This is a genomic window from Erwinia sp. S43, assembly GCF_016624745.1.
Classification (GTDB): Bacteria; Pseudomonadota; Gammaproteobacteria; order Enterobacterales; family Enterobacteriaceae; genus Erwinia; species Erwinia coffeiphila.
Window position 1 is genome coordinate 100,091 of sequence record NZ_JACVTX010000001.1, and the last position, 20,852, is coordinate 120,942.

The following is a 20,852-nucleotide window of genomic DNA, read 5'->3' on the forward strand; positions in this document are numbered from 1 at the left end:
GCGGTGCAGTTAATGACAGCGAGAATAAAAAAATGTTCACTAAATCATGGTATTGCTAACCATATTTTGCCAGGCTGGCAGCATCATTCTCATGCCCTTTAACGGGGTTAAGGCAGACGCATGAAATCGGGACGCTATATCGGTGTGATGTCGGGCACCAGTCTGGACGGTGTGGACGTGGTGATTGCTGCGATTGACCAGCATATGGTGGCGCAGCAGGCCAGCTATTCGCATCCCATTCCACACGAACTCAAGCTGCAGATTCTGGCTATCTGTCAGGGGCAACCGTTGACACTTTCTCAGCTGGGCCAGCTGGACACCCGGCTGGGCAGACTGTTTGCCGAGGCAATAAATACGCTGCTCAAACGCCAGGGATTGAGCCATGAAGACATCACCGCGATTGGGTGTCACGGACAAACCGTATGGCATGAACCCCACGGAGACGCGCCAAACACCCTGCAGATTGGCGATAACAACCAAATCGCGGCCGCTACCGGTATTACGGTTGTAGGCGATTTCCGCCGCCGGGATATGGCGCTCGGCGGGCAGGGGGCACCGCTGGTTCCTGCTTTCCACCATGCAGTATTGATGCATCCCAGCGAGCGAAGAATGGTGCTCAATATCGGCGGCATAGCTAATCTCTCCCTGCTGATGCCCGGTCATGCACCGCGTGGTTTTGACACCGGACCGGGCAATATGTTGCTTGATGCCTGGATCTGGCGGCAGAAGGGTAAACCCTACGATCTCGACGGTGCCTGGGGAGCGGGCGGTCGCATTATCTATCCGCTGTTGCAGCAAATGCTCAGCGATCCCTATTTCGCACTGAGCGCACCGAAAAGCACCGGCAGGGAATACTTTAATCTCGGCTGGCTGGAACGTCATCTGGCGATGTTCCCGGGACTTGCCGCACAGGATGTTCAGGCCACGCTCATCGAGCTGACCGCCAAGACTATCGCCGATCAGGTATTACTCAGCGGCGGCTGTGACCGGCTGCTGGTGTGCGGCGGCGGCGCTCGCAATCTGCAGCTGATTGCCCGGCTGGTGGCGCTGATTCCGGGTACGGAGGTCACCAGCACCGATAAAGCGGGGATCAGCGGCGACGACATGGAGGCGCTGGCGTTTGCCTGGCTGGCGTGGCGTACGCTGAGCGGGCTGCCGGGCAATTTGCCATCGGTGACCGGTGCGCGCGAGGCCAGTGTGATAGGGGCAATATTCCCGGCAAATCGTCCATTACGCTGATTGCATCTGCGGAAATAGCGTTTTACGCTGGGCTGAACTGACGTAAAAACACAGGAGATAGCGATGAAACAGGGGATTTTTGTGGCAGCGCTGCTGCTTTCTGGCTGCAGCTACTTTCAACATTCCGCTGAGGAACAGCCGAAAACGCTGCATTACACCTGCGGAACGCTGCCGCTAACCGTTCAGCTCAACAACGCGAAAAGTGAAGTCAGCATGATTCTGGACGGCAATCAACTGACGTTGAAACAGCAGGTGGCGGCATCGGGCACCCGTTACAGCGACGGCAACTATGTGTTCTGGTCGAAAGGTGATTCTGCCTTTATTGAGCGCAATGACAAAATCATCATTAACGATTGCCAGTTACAGAGCGCAGGTTAACCCATTGAAATAATGAAGGGTGGGGCGCACAATGCCTTATCCCTTCCCAACCAGAAGTCAGAGCGATGAGCGACAGCGATCACCTGCAACAAATTGCCCACCTGCGGCGCGAATATACCCGTGGCGGCCTGCGCCGCAAGGATCTTCCCGAAGACCCGCTGAAACTGTTTGAACACTGGTTCGAGCAGGCGGTAGCAGCACAGCTGCCCGACCCCTCGGCGATGAGCGTCGCCACCGTTGACGAGCACGGGCAGCCTTACCAGCGAATTGTGTTGTTAAAGCATTTCGACCAGCAGGGTATGGTGTTTTACACCAACCTTGGCAGCCGCAAAGCGCAGCAGCTGGAGAAAAACCCGAAGATCAGCCTGCTGTTTCCCTGGCATATGCTGGAGCGCCAGGTGATGGTGCTGGGCAGCGTTGAGCGCCTTTCCACGCTTGAAGTGATTAAGTATTTCCACAGCCGTCCGCGCGACAGCCAACTTGGTGCCTGGGTTTCAAAACAGTCCAGCCGCATCTCAGCGCGTGGCGTGCTGGAAGGCAAATTCCTCGAACTTAAGCAAAAATTCCAGCAGGGTGAGATCCCACTGCCCAGCTTCTGGGGCGGTTTCCGCATCAAAATCGACTCGATGGAGTTCTGGCAGGGGGGCGCTCACCGCCTGCACGATCGCTTCTTCTATCAGCGCGAAGACGACAATTCCTGGACGATTGACCGCCTGGCTCCCTGAAGCGCGAAATGAAACGTGAAATAATGGCTTAACCGCTGGATTCGAGCGGAGTGGGCCATTATTCTATATCCCTTATTTTTCTCCGCGTGTGAGCGGAAAGCTGTGTACCAGCTTAGGTGCAGACTTTTTTTACATGGAGTCTTAGATGGCCAGCAGTAACCTGATCAAACAATTGCAAGAGCGGGGCCTGGTAGCCCAGGTAACGGATGAGGACGCGTTAGGAGAAAAACTGGCGCAGGGCCAAATCTTCCTTTATTGCGGCTTCGATCCCACCGCAGACAGCTTGCACTTGGGGCATCTGGTACCGTTACTCTGCCTGAAGCGCTTTCAGGATGCCGGTCACCGACCGGTGGCGCTGGTGGGTGGAGCAACCGGTCTGATCGGCGACCCGAGCTTTAAAGCAACTGAGCGTCAGCTGAACACCACCGATACCGTTAACGAGTGGGTAGAGAAAATCCGTCACCAGGTCGCGCCGTTCCTCGACTTCGACTGCGGCGACAACAGCGCGATAGCGGCCAATAACTACGACTGGTTCGGCGGCATGAACGTGCTGACCTTCCTGCGTGATATCGGCAAACACTTCTCCGTTAACCAGATGATTAACCGTGAAGCCGTTAAGCAGCGCCTGAACCGCGACGACCAGGGTATCTCGTTTACCGAGTTCTCCTACAACCTGCTGCAGGGCTATGACTTTGCCGCTCTGAACGAGCGTCACGACGTGGTACTGCAGATTGGCGGCTCCGATCAGTGGGGTAACATCACCTCCGGTATTGATCTGACCCGTCGTCTGCACCAGAACCAGGTCTTTGGCCTGACCGTTCCGCTGATCACCAAGTCTGACGGCACCAAATTCGGCAAAACCGAAGGCGGCGCGGTGTGGCTCGATCCGAAGAAAACCAGCCCGTACAAGTTCTACCAGTTCTGGATCAACACTGCCGATGCGGACGTTTACCGCTTCCTCAAGTTCTTCACCTTTATGAGCATTGAAGAAATCAATGCGCTGGAAGAAGAAGACAAAAACAGCGGCAAAGCCCCGCGCGCGCAGTATGTGCTGGCGGAGCAGGTTACCGGGCTGGTTCACGGTGCTGATGGCCTGGCTGCGGCAAAACGCATCACCGACAGTCTGTTCTCCGGCTCGCTGAGCGATCTGAACGAGCAGGATCTGGCACAGCTGGCGCAGGATGGCATGCCAACGGCTGAACTGGAGGCCGGTCAGGATCTGCAGCAGGCGCTGGTTAACGCCGAACTGGCCCCGTCACGCGGCCAGGCCCGTAAGCTGATCGACGCAAAATCCATCAGCATCAACGGCGCGCTGCAAACCAATGCGGAATATGTTCCGGGCGAGGACGATCGTCTGTTCGGTCGCTACACGCTGCTGCGCCGCGGCAAAAAGAATTACAGCTTAATCTGCTGGAAATAAAAACTCTCGCGGGGTCAGCCTCGCTGCTAAAGCCGGGTAAACCGGCTTTTTTATTGGCAGGAAAGTACAGGTCAGCACGATGAAAAATATTCTCTCCATCCAGTCCCACACGGTTTTTGGTCACGCCGGTAACAGCGCGGCAGAGTTCCCGATGCGTCGCATGGGCGCAAACGTTTGGCCATTAAATACCGTTCAGTTTTCTAACCACACTCAATACGGTCACTGGACCGGTACGGTAATGCCCGCAACGCATCTTACCGATATTGCCCGTGGCATTAACGATATCGATCGTCTGAAAACCTGTGATGCGGTACTGAGTGGCTATCTGGGCTCTGCCGAGCAGGGCGAACAGATTCTGGAAATCGTTCGCATGGTCAAGGCCGCGAACCCCAACGCCTGGTATTTCTGCGATCCGGTAATGGGTCACCCGGAAAAGGGCTGCATTGTTGCTCCCGGCGTAGCAGAGTTTCATCGACTCTACGCGCTGCCCGCCAGCGATATTATTGCGCCAAACCTGCTTGAGCTGGAGATCCTAAGCGGTCGCAGTGTGGCCAGCGTGGACGAAGCGGTTCAGGTTTCACGCGAGCTGATTGCAAAAGGGCCGAAGGTGGTGCTGGTGAAGCATCTGGCGCGCGCCGGATATCGTAGCGACCGCTTCGAAATGCTGTTAATCACCGCTGACGAAGCCTGGCATATCAGCCGCCCGCTCATCGACTTCGGTGTGCGTCAGCCGGTGGGCGTGGGCGATCTGAGCAGTGGCCTGCTGCTGGTGGATCTGTTACACGGACTCTCACTGCAGCAGTCTCTGGAGCACGTCACTGCGGCAGTATATGAAGTGATGTTGAAAACGCATCAGATGGGCGAATACGAACTACAGCTGGTTGCTGCGCAGAATGCTATCGCGGAACCCGTACAGCATTTTGAAGCGGTAAAACTGTAATATCGCAGGTAGATCCCCGCTCAGCGCAGCAATAATACTCGTCGGGCAGGCCATCAGCGCCTGCCCGTTTTCTATCGTTCAGCTCTTTAGAACCGAACGTTTATCAAACCAGGCCTTCTGCCTTCAGCGCTGCTGCAACCGCCGGGCGTTCGGCTACGCGGTCGAACCAGCTGTTCAGTGCATCCAGACCGCTCAGATCTAATTTCAGCGCATGAGCCCAGCGGGTGACGGTAAACAGGTAGGCATCCGCCACGGTAAAGCGCAGACCCATCAGCCACTGCTTATCTTTCAGCTCGCCGTTCACATAGCTGAATTTCTTCTCCAGCAGCTCGCGCGTGCTCGCTTTGAATTCATCCGGGGTATTGGGGCGGAACAGCGGACTAAATCCCTTATGCAGCTCGGTGGCGACATAGTTCAGCCACTCTAGCGTGTGGTAGCGATTCAGGCTGCCGCACGGAGCCAACAGCTGGCGATCGCTCTTCAGGTCGGCCAGATACTGCACAATAGCCACACCTTCTGTCAGCAGCGAACCATCATTTAACAGCAGAGCAGGAACCTGTCCTTTGGGGTTGATCTGCAGATAATCTTCGCCCTGTTCGGTCTTTTTAGTCTGGAGGTCGACCGTTACAAGAGTGAAATCGATGCCGGTTTCGCGCAGCACAATATGGGGGGATAGCGAGCAGGCGCCGGGTTTACAGAACAGCTTCATTGCGTTCTCCTGAGGTTTTTGGGGGGCGTTCGGAGATTATCTTACTGCGCGAGTGGCGAAATGTCAGCGCGACAGATCAATTGATTATGCGGTTTTATGCAGAAGAAGGTCGCGGGAGGGGGGAATCGGCCCGGAGCGAGGGCTCCGGACCGTCAGGCTATCAGGCGGTCACTTTCACCGCTTCAGGCTTATCGTCCTGCGCCATGCGATTCAGGCGCGGTGCCGTCAGCAGCATCAGTACGGCGATAATGCCGGTAGCAATACCAATCTTCATAAACACATCACCATAGATATGCAGTGATTCCAGAGGATTGGTAATGTCAGACGGGATGGCCATCATGCTGGCAACGTTACCGGCAATCATTGCCGCACCGGCGGTGGTCAGGAACCATGAACCCATAATGAAGCCCATTAGGCGCTGTGGTACCAGCTGCGCCACCATCGCCAGACCGAGGCCGGAGATCATCAGCTCGCCCACGCTTTGCAGCGCATAGCTGAGAATTAACCAGCTGACCGGCACAATGCCGTGTTCGTTAGCGAAGGAAACGCCCAGCGGCAGTACGAGGAAGGCGGCGGAACACAGCACCATACCCAGCGCGAACTTGTGTGGCATCGGCAGGCGGTCGCCCATTTTGTTGTAGATCGCGGCCAGCAGCGGACTGAACACCATAATCCACAGTGGATTCAGCGCCTGATACTGCTGAGGCTCAAAGGCAATCCCCAGAATGCTGTGTTCCACGTTACGGATAGCGAAGAAGTTCAGCGAGGTTGGCATCTGCATATACAGCACAAAGAACACCACCGCTTCCAGCATCAGCACGAAGGCGAGGATCATTTTACGGCGGGCTACGCCCTTCAGCGCCAGCGCTTCTTTAGCAAACACCAGCACGATACCGATAGCGATGACGGCCAGAACCATGCGGGCAATGCCCTGGTTGTGTAACAGCCAGTATGCCAGAGTAATCAGCACTGCAACCCCGACCAGCGTGATCAGCAGCTTGCCCATATGCATTGGAGCGAAGTCAGGCTTTGAACCGTAGTCTTTGACCGTCTTACGGAACAGCAGGAAGTTCACCAGGGTGATCAGCATCCCGACAAAGGAGAGAGCGAAAGCCACGCTCCAGCCAAATTTCGCCGCCAGAACCGGCGTAGCGAGCATCGAAAAGAACGAGCCAATGTTGATCGACATGTAGTACATGGTGAATGCGCCATCAAGACGCGGATCGTCTTTCGCATAACAGGTCGACAACAGTGAGGAAGGATTGGCTTTAAACAGGCCGTTACCCACGGCGATGGTCGCCATACCGAGGTAGACCATTGACACATTATGGCCGGACCAGGCGATCAGTCCGTAACCGGCTGCGAGAACAATAGTACCCAGCACGATAACGCGTTTGGTACCCAGCACCTTATCGCCCAGCCAGCCGCCGATGGCTACCATGCCGTAAACCAGCGCGCTGAAGGAAGCAAACAGCGTCACGGACTGTGCTTCGGACATGCCCAGCGTATTGACCAGATAACCGGCCATGATGGCCTGCAGGCCGTAGAAGCCAAAACGCTCCCACAGCTCAACGGAGAAAATCAGATAAAACGCTTTTGGCTGTTTAAAAGCGTTGAGGCTTGCCGCCTCGGGATGTTTGTTTGCAGTAGACACGTGTACCTCTAAATAAGACCTGTTTTGTGGCAGGAATTAAGCTGACGAAACGCGGGACGTACGCTCGCCTTATAGTTATAGAACAAGAAATGCGGCCAACAATTTCGCCGATCGTTCCTCTGAGGGCAAGCATTTTTTGAATGCTGAATTTAGCCATGGATTTGGCGATGACTTCGAAAATGAACATGAAAACCAGAATTAAATTCCGTTAAATATGTTGTTGTTGAATTTTAATTTTTATGATGGAGTGTAATTTAAACAGAAAGAAGAGTCCTCTGCTGAGAAGGGGCTTTATGAAGTCATCTGTCGCTAATGCATATTTTAGTGGTGAATGATGCTGATAATGAAAATGAAAATGGTTTTAAAACAGATGGTTGAGTGCGGCTGGTGGCTGAGTTGACTGTTACAGCGCTTTTTTGTGATTAAAGTCAAAAAAATGCCGATAATTGTCGAAAGAAAAAAACTTTATCAGCGTATCCCTGTGATTTGCAGGGGATCTTCCACATATAACGAATTGGAAAGACGAATATGCGCTCTGCTCTCGAAAAGGATAAAGGATGGATAGCGTATTTTGTACAGGGAGTTCACCAAGGGCTGAAAACGGCAAACGAGGGGGATTCTGCACCGTTCGGTCATGCTTACCTGAACGGCGCAGTGAAGACAGTAGACGAAAAGTTAAATTTCTACCTTTTCAGGAAACTCGCAGAGATCTTCAATCAGGCAGGAGCCGCAGCGCGGTTTGCGCGCCACGCAGGTATAGCGGCCGTGCAGTATCAGCCAGTGATGGCAGTCAACCTTGAACTCTTTCGGAACCACCTTCAGCAGCTTCTCTTCGACCTGCTCAACATTTTTACCGGGTGCAAAGCGGGTCCGGTTGCAGACGCGAAAGATATGGGTATCTACCGCAATAGTCGGCCAGCCAAAGGCCGTGTTTAAAACTACATTCGCGGTTTTACGACCCACGCCGGGCAGTGCCTCCAGCGCTTCGCGGCTTTCCGGCACTTCACCACCGTGCTGCTCAAGCAAAATTCGGCAGGTTTTAATCACGTTCTCTGCCTTGCTGTTAAACAGGCCGATGGTCTTGATGTACTCTTTTACCCCATCCACGCCCAGTGCCAGCATGGCCGCTGGCGTATTGGCCACCGGATAGAGCTTCGCGGTGGCCTTATTGACGCTGACGTCGGTCGCCTGCGCTGAGAGCAGCACGGCGATCAGCAGTTCAAAAGGGGAGTTGAACATCAGCTCGGTGGTAGGATGCGGGTTATTATCCCGCAGGCGGGTCAGAATCTGCTGACGTTTATCTTTGTTCACTGAGCCATTTTTCCATCCGGCAGCACCGCCTGCGCTTCTTTTTCAGCTTTCAGGGCGGCGCGCTGTTTCATTTTATTATCGATCAGATATTTCGCGGCAAGCAGCATCCCAAGGCCGATAAACGCACCCGGTGGCAGCATCGCCAGCAGCATCGGCGAATCAAAATGAATCACCTCAATACGCATCACTTTAGCCCACGGACCCAGCAGCTGATCGGCGCCGTTGAAGATGGTGCCGTTGCCGATGATTTCGCGAATCGAACCCAGCACCACCATCACGCTGGTGGCCCCCAGGCCAATCGCTGCCCCGTCCAGCGCGGAAAGCGGAATGCTGCTTTTCGATGCTACGGCTTCCGCACGGCCCACGACGATACAGTTGGTGACGATCAGCGGGATAAAAATCCCTAACGACTGATACAGGCCATAGGCATAGGCGTTAATCAGCATCTGCACGCAGCTCACCACGGCAGCGATAATCATCACGTAAATCGGAATACGAATTTCCGACGGCACCCAGCGGCGAGACATCGATATGCCGCTGTTGGTCAGAGTCAGTACCAGCGTGGTCGCCAGACCCAGCCCGAGGGCGTTGGTGGCGGTTGAGGTCACGGCCAGCAGCGGGCAAAGTCCCAGCAGCTGAACCAGCGCCGAGTTGTTCTTCCACAGCCCGCCGATCAGCAGGGTTTTAGCTTCACTCATTGGCATCTCCACAGGTTGGCAGCGAGGAAATCTGCCCGGATAAGGTTTCAATATACAACGTCGTGCGCTTCACTGCATTCACCACCGCACGCGGGGTGATGGTCGCACCGGTAAACTGGTCGAAGTCACCGCCGTCTTTTTTCACCGCAAAATGCGTATCATCGGCACCGGTGACCTTTTTGCCATTAAAGCTGTTAATCCAGTCGGAAATACGCAGCTCGATCTTATCACCCAGCCCCGGCGTTTCATGATGCTCAACAACACGGGTGCCGTAAACCGTTCCGCTGAAATCGGCACCGACTACCATCTGAATTGCGCCTGAATAGCCGTCCGGCGCGGTAGTCTCAATTGCCACGGCCACCGGTTTATCATCCTTACGGGCCAGATAGAGGTGGTGCGGTGCGCTGTTACCCAGTGCCGGATTGCTGACGATATAGCACTCTTTCTGTATCGAGTTATTGTACAGCTCCGGTGGCACCACCTGGTCCAGCAGGACCTTCTGCTGCAGCGCCGTTTGATGCGCAATGGTGGGTTTGGTCACCGTATTAATCACTGCGGTCATACCGGTGGTGATGGCGGCAAACACCGCCAGCGTCACGCCGTTTTTACGAATGGCATCCAGCATCATTTATCCTTACGGTGGCCGTAAACGCGCGGCTGCGTGTAGTAGTCAATCAGCGGAACGCAGATATTCGCCAGCAGTACCGCGAAAGCAACACCGTCCGGATAGCCGCCGAAACTGCGGATCAGCCAGACCAGCAGGCCAATCATCACGCCGTAAACCAGCCGTCCTTTATTGGTGGTGGAGGCGGTGACCGGATCGGTAGCAATAAAGAAGGCACCGAGCATGGTGGCACCAGAGAACACGTGGATCATCGGTGACGCCAGGGTTTCCGGCGAGGCCAGCCAGCCGATAGTGGCAAACAGCGCCAGCGAGCCGATAAAGCTGACAGGAATATGCCAGCGAATGCTGTTGGTCCACAGCAGGAAAATACCTCCGGCCAGGTAGCCAATGTTAATCCACTGCCAGCCAAGCCCGGCTAACACGCCGCTGTAAATCGGCTGCGCCAGCAGCTGTTCCGCGGTATGCCCGGCGCGCAGGCCGGTCTTGAAGGTATCCAGCGGCGTTGCCTGGCTGATGCCGTCAATGCCGATCTGCAACTGCTGCATGTTATGACCATCCACAGTGTGGAAATGGAAAATCATGCTCAGCGTGTCGCTGAAGGTCGGAGTGATGCCCTGTAACGAATCCGGCGGCAGCCAGCTGGTCATCTGCACCGGGAAGGAGATCAGCAATACAACATAGCCGACCATCGCCGGGTTGAACGGGTTCTGCCCCAGGCCGCCGTACAGCTGCTTGGAGATCACCACTGCAAAAAGAGTCCCGATCACCACAATCCACCACGGTGCCAGCGGCGGGATACTGATCCCCAGCAGCAGGGCGGTCAGCAGGGCAGAATTGTCCTTGAGCGTCGGTGCCAGCGGCAGCTTGCGCAGACGCAGGATCGCGGCTTCCGCGCCAACACCGGCCACTGCGGCAATCAACACCTGGATAATATTTCCCCAGCCGAAGAAGTACCACTGCGCGGCCATGCCGGGAATAGCGGCAAGCAACACCAGCAGCATAATGGTACTGGTGCTGCGGCGGTTATGGGTATAGGGCGAACTTGCAATACGAAATGCCATTTAATCCTCTTGCGTCGAAGGCTGCTGAGCTTTGCGCGCTTTGACCCGCGCAATCGCCGCAGCCACCGCTGCTTTACGTGCATCATCAGAAGCGACCGCTTCCGGTTCAATTTCTACCGCAGGCGGCTGTGCATCAATGCCACCCGCCTGTGCCGCTTTCTTCGCTTTAGCACGGGCGATAGCAGCTTTGCGTGGATCTTCAGCGGCTGCCGGTTCAGCTGCAACTTCAGCCTGCGCAACGGGTTTGGCTACTGGCTGAGCCACGGGTGCCGCAGGGGTTTCCGCTACGTTTGCCGGAGATGCCGCATCCGTACCCCCCGCCTGCGCGGCTTTCTTCGCCTTAGCGCGGGCGATGGCAGCGGCGATAGCAGCCTTGCGTGGATCTTCAGCGGCTGCCGGTTCAGCAACGACTTCTGTAACGGGCTCTGCTGCTGCTTCAGACTCCACGGCTGGAGCCTCTTCAGCCGCATCACCCGCCTGCGCGGCTTTCTTCGCTTTAGCGCGGGCGATAGCAGCGGCGATTGCGGCCTTGCGTGGATCTTCTACAACTGCCGGTTCAGCAACGACTTCTGTAACGGGCTCTGCTGCTGCTTCAGAACCCACGGCTGGAGCCTCTTCAGCCGTACCACCCGCCTGTGCGGCTTTCTTCGCCTTCGCGCGAGCAATAGCGGCCGCAACCGCCGCTTTACGCGGATCAACATCAGTAGCCGGTTCGGCCGCAGGTTCAGTCTTCACCGCCGGGGCAACTGCCTCTGCAACCGCATCACCAACCTGCGCCGCTTTCTTCGCTTTAGCGCGGGCAATCGCGGCCGCAACCGCAGCTTTGCGTGGATCTTCAATGGCAGCCGGTTCAGCGACAGCTTCAGACTTAGCCGCTGGAGCTTCTGCAACAGATTCACCCGCCTGTGCAGCCTGCTTAGCTTTAGCACGGGCAATCGCAGCCGCAACGGTAGCCTTACGCGGATCTTCCGCCTGGCGGGTCGCCGGTTCCGTCTCAGCCTGCTTCTCGGCCTGGTGCGCTTTCGCTTCGGCAAGTCGGGCTTCACGCAGCGCAGCGCGTGCGGCATCGTCAGCCGGGCGCGTATTCGTTTCTATAGCAGCGACATCCGCTGCCTGGTCCTGCTGCTGTTTCGCCTTCACGCGTTCGCGTGCTGCATTCAGCGCATCGGCATCCGTCGCCGCAACGGTGCGCTTCGCCTGCTGATGCTTCGCTTCACGCGCCTGCTTCTCACGTTCAAGGCGCAGCTGTCGGGCTTCAAAGCGGGCTTTGGCCTGCGCATTGCGCTCCGATTCCAGATCGATAGCCTGGATTTCGGCTTTCTCCTGGCGGTAATACTGCACCAGCGGAATATTGCTTGGGCAGACGTAGGCACAGGCACCGCATTCGATGCAGTCGGCAATATTATGCGCACGGGCTTTATCGTGATCGCCGCCGCGGCTGTACCAGTAAAGCTGCTGAGGCAGCAGACCGGCCGGACAGGCGTCGGCGCAGGCGCTACAGCGGATGCAGCCTTTTTCCGGCTCGCTGGCACCCATCTCACTGGCGGAAGGAGCCAGAATGCAGTTAGTGATTTTCACCACCGGGACATCCAGCGACGGCAGCGTAAAGCCCATCAGCGGGCCGCCCATCACCACCATCTGTTCGTTGCCAGGTTCAAAGTCCGCCTGCTGTAACAGGTGGCTGATCGGCGTACCGATGCGGCCCCAGACGTTGCCTGGGTGCTTTACGGCTTCACCGGTCAGCGTTACAACGCGCTCGGTCAGTGGCTCACCGTCGATCACCGCACGCTTAACCGCAAAAGCGGTGCCGACGTTCTGCATCAGCACGCCAATATCGGTGGAGCGTCCGCCGTGCGGGACTTCCTTACCGGTCAGAATACGGGTCAGCTGTTTGGCACCGCCGGAGGGATATTTGGTCGGGATCACCCGAATTTGCAGATCGCGTTCGTTGCCGAGCGCCGCTTTCAGTGCGGCAATCGCTTCCGGTTTGTTATCTTCAATACCGATAAGTACGCGCTCGGCGTTGAGTATCCACGCCAGTATACGGCTGCCTTCCAGCACTTCGGCAGCACAGTCCTGCATCAGTCGGTCGTCAGCGGTGATATAGGGTTCGCACTCGGCGGCGTTGATAATCAGGGTATTCACCCCGCGCAGACCGCCTCTCAGCTTGGTCGCGGTCGGGAATCCCGCACCGCCCAGACCGGCTACGCCGGCTTTGTGCACGCGCGCCACCACCTCGGTGCGCTCAAGCTGGCGATAGTCGCTGACCGTTTGTTTCTCGCACCAGCGGTCTTCGCCGTCCGGCTCGATAAAAATACACATTTCGGCCAGCGCCGAAGGATGCGCGGTCATGTGAGGGGCGATTTTAGTTACCGTACCGGACGTCGGTGCGTGGATCGGCAGCATCCGGCCGTTACCGAAGGTCAGCGGTTCTCCGCGCAGGACTTTATCGCCCGGGCGCACCCTGATTTCACCTTCGCTACCGATATGCTGCTTCAGCGGCAGAATAAAGCGGGCAGGCAGCGGCAGCTGACGCAGCGGCGTGCCGTTAGACTGGGTCTTCATTTCCGGAGGATGAATACCACCGTCAAAGTCCCAGATTGCGTCTTTTTTGAATCTCTTGAACAGATTAAGCATGACTTTCTACAGGAATAACCCGGACCGGGATGGTTTGCAGATCCCATTTCCAGTTGGCAGTGGTAGTTGCAACCGGACGCATTTCAATGCAGTCGGTCGGGCAGGGGGCAACGCAAAGATCGCAGCCGGTACAGACATCGCTCAGCACGGTGTGCATCGCGCGGGTGGCCCCGACGATGGCATCAACCGGGCAGGCCTGAATGCATTTGGTGCAGCCGATGCAATTAGCTTCATCGATCCAGGCAACTTTGCGCTCCGGCTCCAGTTCGGCTTCATCGCCCAGCGGCTGCGGATCAACGTTAAGCAGCGCGGCCAGCTTGAGCATCGTCTGCTCTCCGCCAGGGGCGCATTTGTTAATCATCTCGCCGCCGTTGGCCACGGCTTCCGCATAGGGGCGGCAGCCAGGATAGGTACACTGGCCGCACTGGCTCTGCGGCAGCAGGGCATCGATCTGTTCAACGATCGGATCTTCTTCAACTTTAAATCGACGTGAGGCGTAACCCAGCAGCCCCCCGAACACCAGACTGAGGGCGCTTAATACTGCAATTGCAATCCAAATCGCCGTCATCAGAATTTAACCAGACCGGTAAAGCCCATAAAGGCCAGCGCCATTAACCCGGCGGTAACCAGTGCAATGGAAGAACCCTTGAACGGCGCAGGCACATCGGCCAGCACCAGACGTTCGCGGATACCGGCAAACAGCACCATCACCAGCGAAAAACCGAGCGAGGCGCTAAAGCCATACAGAGCGGCTTGCAGGAAGGTGTGGTTGAGGTTAACGCTCAGCAGCGGCACACCCAGCACGGCACAGTTGGTGGTGATCAGCGGCAGGAAAATCCCCAGCAGGCGATATAAATCGGGGCTGGTTTTACGCACCACCATCTCGGTGAACTGAACCACCACGGCAATCACCAGGATATAGGCCATGGTACGCAGATAGACCAGATCGAGCGGCAGCAGGATCAGGTGATTCACCAGCCATGCGCAGATCGAAGCCAGAGTGATAACAAAGGTGGTGGCGAGTCCCATGCCAATCGCCGTTTCCAGTTTTTTGGAAACGCCCATAAAGGGACAAAGGCCGAGAAACTTCACCAGAACGAAGTTATTCACCAGCACTGTGCCAATAAAAAGGAGCAGGTAGTCGGTCATTCTTATGCCTGAAAAAAGAAGAAAGAGCAGATTTTAGCGACCCGTAGGTCAGTACTGTTAACCGGCGGCAATACTCACGCGGGTTGTCAGCGCTGCAGCTTAAAATTGCAGGGGTTTATTATCGGATATTGCCCGCCGGACCACAACCGTTGTGCGCTATTCAACGATGTTATAGCGCACTCACGATTAAATTCTTGACGGTTTTTGCATCAGCAATCGGCAGTGAAGGTATTTTTCACCCGCTTTGAACGTTTGAAGTAGGGAACGAGAATACCCGCTGCCAGCAGTGCGATAAGCAGAGTCTGTACTGCGCGGCCATCCGCCACCGGGGCAAATGCGAAGGTTTTTATCGCCAGCACCACGGTAATTAACAACCAGATAATATAGTGTCGAGGCAGGCGGCGGGAGCGTTTGCAGAAAATCCATGTTACCCAGCCAGTGTAAAACCATACCAGCGTCGAGGTGAGCAGCGATAACCCCCAGTTCAGTAGTACCGCACTGTCCTGCGTGAACAGCTGCTGGCGCATGGCAGGATCGAACAGGGCACTGAGGTACAGTGCCATTACCAGGGCGCTGGTCAGTAAGGTCATGATCAGCCAGGCCAGTGGCACCAGCAGCCAGCCTCCGATACGATTTTTGGAATCTACAGCCACGCGAAGTCCTCAATATAGCCAGAATAAATGCGATAACTTCGCATTAGCAGAAGCCAACTATACGGAAAAATACCTGCCGAATCACCAGGCTAAGACAGCTTTAGCGGTTTTATACGACATAGTGCCAGAGCGTTTTCGGTACGCAGCCCGGGTCAAATAGACGACCGCCGGAGGCCAGCTCGGCGCGGCGATGATCGGCTGCACGATACATTAAGATGATTTCACTATCCTCAGTGAGCGTATAATTGAGGTGATCAAAAAGTTTTTCCAAACTTTCAAGGTTGTTAACTTTGCGAAACTTTAAAAGGTAGTCGTGAATGCTCATGAGGCCCATATCGTGCAGCAGTAGAAGAAAATCAGTATATAACGGCTACTTACGGAATCCATCTCCCTGATGTTAAAAAACATCAGTTTCGGATAACTGATTAATTTTGTGAAGAATCAGTGGGAAACGCTGATGAATCGTGAGAAACATCACAGTTCAGGATAATTCCTAATCCACAATTCACACTGCGAAGAATGACAGAACTTCACGCGGTGCTGTAATCGCTTCCAAATGCTCAGTCCGCAACCGCTTCTGTTTATTACACTTATTTAACCTGATTTTCATTTATTGCAGGCGAATTATCCATATTCCAGGTGCTGATTTTTGCGGCGCAATTTACCTAATCTCTTTGATTTGTAGCGTTTTGTGAGCGTTGTCGAATATGTTTTTCCACTAATAGTCCAGGATTTAGGTGCAGTTACCCTATACGGCAAAATCCCATCAGAGGAAAAATGATCATGTGGAAGCGTTTACTCTTACCTGTCCTTATCAGCGCAAGCCTGTCTGCTCCCGTGCTGGCTGAATCAATGACCGTTGGCTTCTCTCAGGTTGGCTCCGAATCGGGCTGGCGTGCAGCTGAAACCAGCGTGGCAAAAACCGAGGCGCAGAAGCGCGGAATTACACTGAAAATTGCTGATGGTCAGCAAAAACAAGAGAACCAGATCAAAGCGGTACGCTCATTTATCGCTCAGGGTGTAGATGCCATCTTTATTGCGCCAGTGGTACAAACCGGCTGGGAACCCGTGCTGGAAGAAGCGAAGGATGCCAAGATCCCGGTATTCCTGCTGGACCGCGCCATTGTGGTGAAGGATAAATCGCTGTATCAGGCGGTGGTCACGGCGGATAACGTCTATGAAGGCAAGCTGATCGGCGACTGGCTGGTGAAAGAGCAGGCTGGCAAACCCTGTAATGTTGTAGAACTGCAGGGCACCGTCGGTGCCAGCGTAGCCATCGATCGTAAAAAAGGCTTTGCCGAAGCGATTGCCAATACCCCGAACATCAAAGTGATCCGCTCGCAGAGCGGTGACTTTACCCGCAGCAAGGGTAAAGAAGTGATGGAGAGCTTTATCAAGGCCGAGAACAACGGCAAAAATATCTGCATGGTTTACGCCCACAACGACGATATGGCTATCGGTGCCATTCAGGCGATTAAAGAAGCCGGACTCAAGCCGGGTAAAGACATTCTGACCGGATCGATTGACGGCGTGCCGGATATCTATAAAGCGATGCTGGCCGGGGAAGCTAACGCCAACGTTGAGCTGACGCCGAACATGGCTGGTCCGGCCTTCGATGCGCTGGAAAAACTGAAAAAAGACGGCACCGTACCGCCAAAAATCATTAAAACCGAAACCAAACTGTTCCTGCCTGCGGACGCACAGGCACAGCTGGATCGTAAAAAAGGTATGGGTTACTGAGCCACGTGCCGCTCCACCCGGAGCGGCTTTTTTCATGGTTTGAGGCGCAGCGTATGACCATCGACACCTCCTCTGCAACGCTTCTGGAAATCAGCGGCGTCAGTAAATCCTTTCCCGGCGTGCGCGCGCTGGATAATGTTTCCTTTGAGATCCGGCCGGGCGAAATTATGGCGCTGCTGGGTGAGAACGGCGCGGGGAAGTCCACGCTGATTAAAGTGCTGACCGGCGTGTATCAGCGCGATACCGGTTCGATTTCACTCTCCGGGCAGGCAATTAACCCGCGTAACACCGCCGAAGCTCAGGAGCTGGGCATCGGCACGGTGTATCAGGAAGTGAACCTGCTGCCGAATATGTCGGTGGCGGACAATCTGTTTATTGGCCGCGAGCCAAAGCGTTTTGGGCTGATCGATCGCAAAACGCTGAACCAGCGCGCGGTAAAACTGCTTAACGATTATGGCTTCGAGCTGGACGTGACCCGGCCGCTGGGCCACTACTCGGTCGCCATGCAGCAGATTATCGCCATCTGCCGCGCGGTGGATCTGTCGGCGAAGGTGCTGATCCTCGACGAACCGACCGCCAGCCTGGATGCCAGCGAAGTAGAAATGCTGTTCACCCTGATGAGCCAGCTGCGGGCGAAAGGCATGAGCCTGATCTTCGTCACCCACTTCCTCGACCAGGTGTATCGCATTACCGACCGCATCACCGTACTGCGCAACGGCCAGTTTATCGCCACCCGCGATACCCGCTCACTGCCGCAGATTGAGCTGATTAAGCTGATGCTCGGCCGCGAGCTGTTGGAAACGGCGCTACAGCGTGCCGGCAGTACGCTGCGAAGCGACACACCGGTGGTGGAATTTAAGGACTACGGCAAAAAAGGCACCATTGAACCGTTCAGTCTGAGTGTACGGCCGGGTGAAGCCGTCGGTCTGGCTGGGCTGCTTGGTTCCGGGCGTACTGAAACCGCCGAACTGCTGTTTGGCATTAAGCGCGCCGACTCCGGCACGGCCGTTATCAAAGGCAAAACGCAGACTATCCGCACCCCGGCTCAGGCCTCCCGCTTAGGGATGGGCTTCTGCCCGGAGGATCGCAAAACCGACGGTATTATCGGGGCCGCTTCGGTGCGTGAAAATATCATTCTGGCCCTGCAGGCGCAGCGCGGCTGGCTGCGGCCCATTAAGCGCCGCGAGCAGCAGGAAATTGCCGAACGCTTTATTAAAAGCCTGGGGATCCGCACGCCGGACGCCGACCAGCCGGTGGAGCTGCTTTCCGGCGGCAACCAGCAGAAGGTGCTGCTCTCCCGCTGGCTGGTGACCCGTCCGCAGTTTTTAATCCTTGATGAGCCGACGCGCGGCATCGATGTGGGTGCGCACGCTGAAATTATTCGCCTGATTGAAACGCTCTGCGCAGACGGCCTGGCGTTGCTGGTGATCTCATCAGAACTGGAAGAGCTGGTCGGCTACGCCGATCGGGTGGTGATCCTGCGCGACAGGCAGCAGGTAGCCGAAATCCCGCTGGAACAGCTGTCGGTTGCCGCCATCGTTAACGCTATTGCGGCAGGGGGAGAACAGCATGCTTGAGAGCCATTTTCTACCGGGGAAAACGCCGATGTTGAAACGTAAATTACCGCCGGGACTGCCGCAGATCGGTGCGTTGATCCTGGTGCTGCTGATCGACAGCATGGTGGCGAACAACTTCTTTGCCATTCATCTGCAGGACGGGCGGCTGTTCGGTAGCCCGATCGATATCCTTAACCGCGCCGCGCCGGTAGCGATTCTGGCTATTGGGATGACGCTGGTCATTGCCACCGGCGGGATCGACTTGTCGGTGGGCGCAGTGATGGCCATCGCCGGGGCAACCGCGGCCACGATGACCGTAGCCGGGCACAGCCTGGCGGTGGTGATTCTGGTGACGCTGGGCAGCGGCCTGCTGTGTGGACTGTGGAACGGCATACTGGTGTCGCTGCTTAAAATCCAGCCCTTTGTTGCCACGCTGATCCTGATGGTTGCCGGGCGCGGTATCGCACAGCTGATCACTCAGGGGCAGATCGTCACGTTTAACAGCGATGCGCTGGCTCGGCTCGGCAGCGGTACGCTGTTCTACCTGCCGGTTCCGCTGTGGATCACTATCGCACTGGCTTTGGTGGTCTGGCTCCTGACCCGTAAAACCGCGCTTGGCATGTTTATCGAGGCCGTCGGTATCAACCTCCGCGCCGCGCGTAACGCCGGGGTTAACGGCTGGCTGGTGGTGATGAGCACCTACGTGCTGAGCGGGCTGTGTGCAGCGGTAGCCGGACTGATCGTGGCGGCGGATATTCGCGGAGCCGACGCCAACAACGCCGGATTATGGCTGGAGCTGGATGCGATCCTTGCGGTGGTTATCGGCGGTGCTTCACTGATGGGTGGCCGCTTTAATCTGCTGCTGTCGCTCATCGGCGCGCTGATTATCCAGGCGATGAACACCGGGATCCTGCTTTCCGGCTTCCCGCCCGAACTGAACCAGGTCGTGAAGGCGGTGGTGGTGATGATTGTGCTGCTGTTGCAGTCACCACGCTTTATTCAATTATTTAAAAGAGGGCCGCGCGGTGGTTAAACGTCATCTTCCGTTAATGATAACCCTGCTGGTATTCGTGGTCGGTTATCTGTTCTGCCTGAGCCAGTTCCCCGGCTTTGCCTCAACCCGGGTGATTGCCAATATTCTGACCGATAACGCTTTTCTTGGCATTATCGCCGTCGGCATGACCTTTGTGATCCTCTCCGGCGGTATCGATCTGTCGGTTGGCGCGGTGATTGCCTTCACCGGAGTGTTCCTCGCCCGCGCCATCGGCGATTTCCACCTGCATCCGTTTGTGGCGTTCGGTCTGGTGATGGTGATGGGATCGGCATTTGGTGCCTTTATGGGATGGCTGATCGATGCTTTAAAAATTCCGGCATTCATCATCACCCTGGCCGGGATGTTCTTTCTACGCGGCTGTAGCTATCTGGTGGCGGAAAGTTCGCTGCCGATCGATCACCCGCTGTATTCCACGCTGTCGTCGATGGCCTGGAAAATTCCGGGAGGAGGGCGTCTCAGCCTGCTGGCGCTGATTATGCTGATGGTGGTCGCGCTGGGAATTATTGTCGCCCACCGCAGCCGCTTCGGTAGCCAGGTGTATGCCATCGGCGGTAACGCCACTTCGGCGCAGCTGATGGGCATCTCCACCCGCAGCACCACGATACGTATTTACATGCTGTCCTCCGGGCTGGCGACGCTGGCAGGAATTGTTTTCTCCATCTATACCTCGGCGGGCTATGCGCTGGCGGGTATGGGCGTGGAGCTCGATGCTATTGCGTCGGTGGTGATCGGTGGCACGCTGCTTTCCGGCGGAGTGGGCACGGTACTGGGAACGCTGTTTGGCGTGCTGATTCAGGGGCTGATTCAGACCTGGATCAACTTCGACGGCACACTGAGTTCCTGGTGGACGAAGATTGCCATCGGCGTGCTGCTGTTTGCCTTTATCGCGCTACAGCGGTTGCTGACGGTGATGTGGGATCGTCAGCAGAATGCGCCGGTTAAGCGGTTGAGTACCTGATAGTTGGGGTGTTTCGGAAGAGCGGTAATCTGATGGTGGAGGATTTTCGCGGCGAGATTGGCGAACGGGGCGACCGTTACGGGCAGAACGCCGGGTCGCCGTGAACCCAATCCCTGGGGGCTTGGCTGCCGCATCCGTGCGGCAGACACCCGGCTAACCTGTCCCGTTACGGTCTCCCTTTTGAATCCTTGCGTTGCTGCCAGATACAATCAGTTGTTCCAGCTGCAACACCAAAATATGCGGGCAATCCGGCCAGCCCCGATACGCCATACGCAAAATCTGAACGCTATCGATATAGCTAATTATATGGTAAAAACAGCATTTATTATTATCATAAATGGGATA

General features: G+C 56.0%; 20 protein-coding genes. 9 read left to right on the forward strand and 11 right to left on the reverse strand.

Features of this window, described 5'->3' with window-relative positions; all coding sequences use genetic code 11:
- The first annotated feature begins 120 nt into the window (after positions 1–120).
- From anmK to pdxY, 5 genes are all read left to right on the forward strand, one after another.
- Positions 121–1,239, forward strand: coding sequence for an anhydro-N-acetylmuramic acid kinase (gene anmK, locus IBT47_RS00495; protein WP_200558638.1), 1,119 nt, complete (start codon positions 121–123; stop codon positions 1,237–1,239).
- A 63-nt stretch (positions 1,240–1,302) separates the two neighbouring features.
- Positions 1,303–1,617 carry an MliC family protein gene (locus IBT47_RS00500; RefSeq protein WP_200558639.1) on the forward strand — a complete coding sequence of 105 codons (315 nt, stop codon included), beginning with the start codon at positions 1,303–1,305 and terminating at the stop codon, positions 1,615–1,617.
- A gap of 65 nt (positions 1,618–1,682) precedes the next feature.
- Complete coding sequence (gene pdxH, locus IBT47_RS00505; protein WP_105594939.1) at positions 1,683–2,342, forward strand: pyridoxamine 5'-phosphate oxidase; 660 nt, start codon at positions 1,683–1,685, stop codon at positions 2,340–2,342.
- A 145-nt stretch (positions 2,343–2,487) separates the two neighbouring features.
- Entirely contained in the window at positions 2,488–3,762 is a 1,275-nt protein-coding gene (tyrS, locus tag IBT47_RS00510) for a tyrosine--tRNA ligase (RefSeq protein WP_200558641.1), read from the forward strand.
- A 79-nt stretch (positions 3,763–3,841) separates the two neighbouring features.
- Positions 3,842–4,702, forward strand: a complete 861-nt coding sequence (gene pdxY, locus IBT47_RS00515; protein ID WP_105594937.1) for a pyridoxal kinase PdxY — start codon at positions 3,842–3,844, stop codon at positions 4,700–4,702.
- A gap of 103 nt (positions 4,703–4,805) precedes the next feature.
- Here pdxY and gstA read toward each other — a convergent pair whose 3' ends face one another.
- From gstA to ydgT, 11 genes are all read right to left on the reverse strand, one after another.
- Positions 4,806–5,411: a glutathione transferase GstA gene (gene gstA / locus IBT47_RS00520; protein ID WP_105594936.1), complete on the reverse strand. Its 606-nt coding sequence runs from the start codon at positions 5,409–5,411 to the stop codon at positions 4,806–4,808.
- Positions 5,412–5,571: 160 nt separating this feature from the next.
- Complete coding sequence (gene dtpA / locus IBT47_RS00525; RefSeq protein ID WP_200558643.1) at positions 5,572–7,065, reverse strand: dipeptide/tripeptide permease DtpA; 1,494 nt, start codon at positions 7,063–7,065, stop codon at positions 5,572–5,574.
- A 675-nt stretch (positions 7,066–7,740) separates the two neighbouring features.
- Positions 7,741–8,376, reverse strand: coding sequence for an endonuclease III (gene nth, locus IBT47_RS00530; protein WP_200558644.1), 636 nt, complete (start codon positions 8,374–8,376; stop codon positions 7,741–7,743).
- Positions 8,373–9,074 carry an electron transport complex subunit E gene (locus IBT47_RS00535; RefSeq protein WP_105594933.1) on the reverse strand — a complete coding sequence of 234 codons (702 nt, stop codon included), beginning with the start codon at positions 9,072–9,074 and terminating at the stop codon, positions 8,373–8,375. The genes nth and IBT47_RS00535 overlap by 4 nt, the downstream gene beginning before the upstream one ends.
- Entirely contained in the window at positions 9,067–9,699 is a 633-nt protein-coding gene (rsxG, locus tag IBT47_RS00540; protein ID WP_105594932.1) for an electron transport complex subunit RsxG, read from the reverse strand. The genes IBT47_RS00535 and rsxG overlap by 8 nt, the downstream gene beginning before the upstream one ends.
- Entirely contained in the window at positions 9,699–10,760 is a 1,062-nt protein-coding gene (gene rsxD / locus IBT47_RS00545; protein WP_200558646.1) for an electron transport complex subunit RsxD, read from the reverse strand. Before rsxD ends, rsxG begins: the two co-directional genes overlap by 1 nt.
- Positions 10,761–13,397, reverse strand: a complete 2,637-nt coding sequence (gene rsxC / locus IBT47_RS00550; protein WP_200558648.1) for an electron transport complex subunit RsxC — start codon at positions 13,395–13,397, stop codon at positions 10,761–10,763. It lies immediately after the preceding gene.
- Positions 13,390–13,965: an electron transport complex subunit RsxB gene (gene rsxB / locus IBT47_RS00555; RefSeq protein WP_105594929.1), complete on the reverse strand. Its 576-nt coding sequence runs from the start codon at positions 13,963–13,965 to the stop codon at positions 13,390–13,392. The genes rsxC and rsxB overlap by 8 nt, the downstream gene beginning before the upstream one ends.
- Positions 13,965–14,546, reverse strand: a complete 582-nt coding sequence (rsxA, locus tag IBT47_RS00560) for an electron transport complex subunit RsxA (RefSeq protein ID WP_105594928.1) — start codon at positions 14,544–14,546, stop codon at positions 13,965–13,967. The genes rsxB and rsxA overlap by 1 nt, the downstream gene beginning before the upstream one ends.
- A 209-nt stretch (positions 14,547–14,755) precedes the next feature.
- Positions 14,756–15,199: a DUF2569 domain-containing protein gene (locus tag IBT47_RS00565; protein WP_200558651.1), complete on the reverse strand. Its 444-nt coding sequence runs from the start codon at positions 15,197–15,199 to the stop codon at positions 14,756–14,758.
- A 109-nt stretch (positions 15,200–15,308) separates the two neighbouring features.
- A complete protein-coding gene (ydgT, locus tag IBT47_RS00570; RefSeq protein ID WP_105595011.1) occupies positions 15,309–15,524 on the reverse strand; it encodes a transcription modulator YdgT in 216 nt (71 codons plus the stop codon).
- A gap of 458 nt (positions 15,525–15,982) precedes the next feature.
- Between ydgT and ytfQ the strand changes: the two genes are divergently transcribed.
- Genes ytfQ through yjfF form a run of 4 tightly spaced genes read left to right on the forward strand, consistent with a single transcriptional unit; the run spans position 15,983 to position 20,507 of the window.
- On the forward strand, positions 15,983–16,939 hold the full coding sequence (gene ytfQ, locus IBT47_RS00575) for a galactofuranose ABC transporter, galactofuranose-binding protein YtfQ (RefSeq protein WP_105594926.1): 957 nt from the start codon (positions 15,983–15,985) through the stop codon (positions 16,937–16,939).
- A gap of 53 nt (positions 16,940–16,992) precedes the next feature.
- Positions 16,993–18,516 (forward strand): galactofuranose ABC transporter, ATP-binding protein YtfR, encoded by a 1,524-nt coding sequence (gene ytfR, locus IBT47_RS00580; RefSeq protein WP_200558652.1) that lies wholly within the window; start codon positions 16,993–16,995, stop codon positions 18,514–18,516.
- Positions 18,509–19,528: a galactofuranose ABC transporter, ATP-binding protein YtfT gene (ytfT, locus tag IBT47_RS00585; RefSeq protein ID WP_200558653.1), complete on the forward strand. Its 1,020-nt coding sequence runs from the start codon at positions 18,509–18,511 to the stop codon at positions 19,526–19,528. The genes ytfR and ytfT overlap by 8 nt, the downstream gene beginning before the upstream one ends.
- Entirely contained in the window at positions 19,521–20,507 is a 987-nt protein-coding gene (gene yjfF / locus IBT47_RS00590) for a galactofuranose ABC transporter, permease protein YjfF (protein WP_105594923.1), read from the forward strand. The genes ytfT and yjfF overlap by 8 nt, the downstream gene beginning before the upstream one ends.
- The last annotated feature ends 345 nt before the right edge of the window (positions 20,508–20,852 follow it).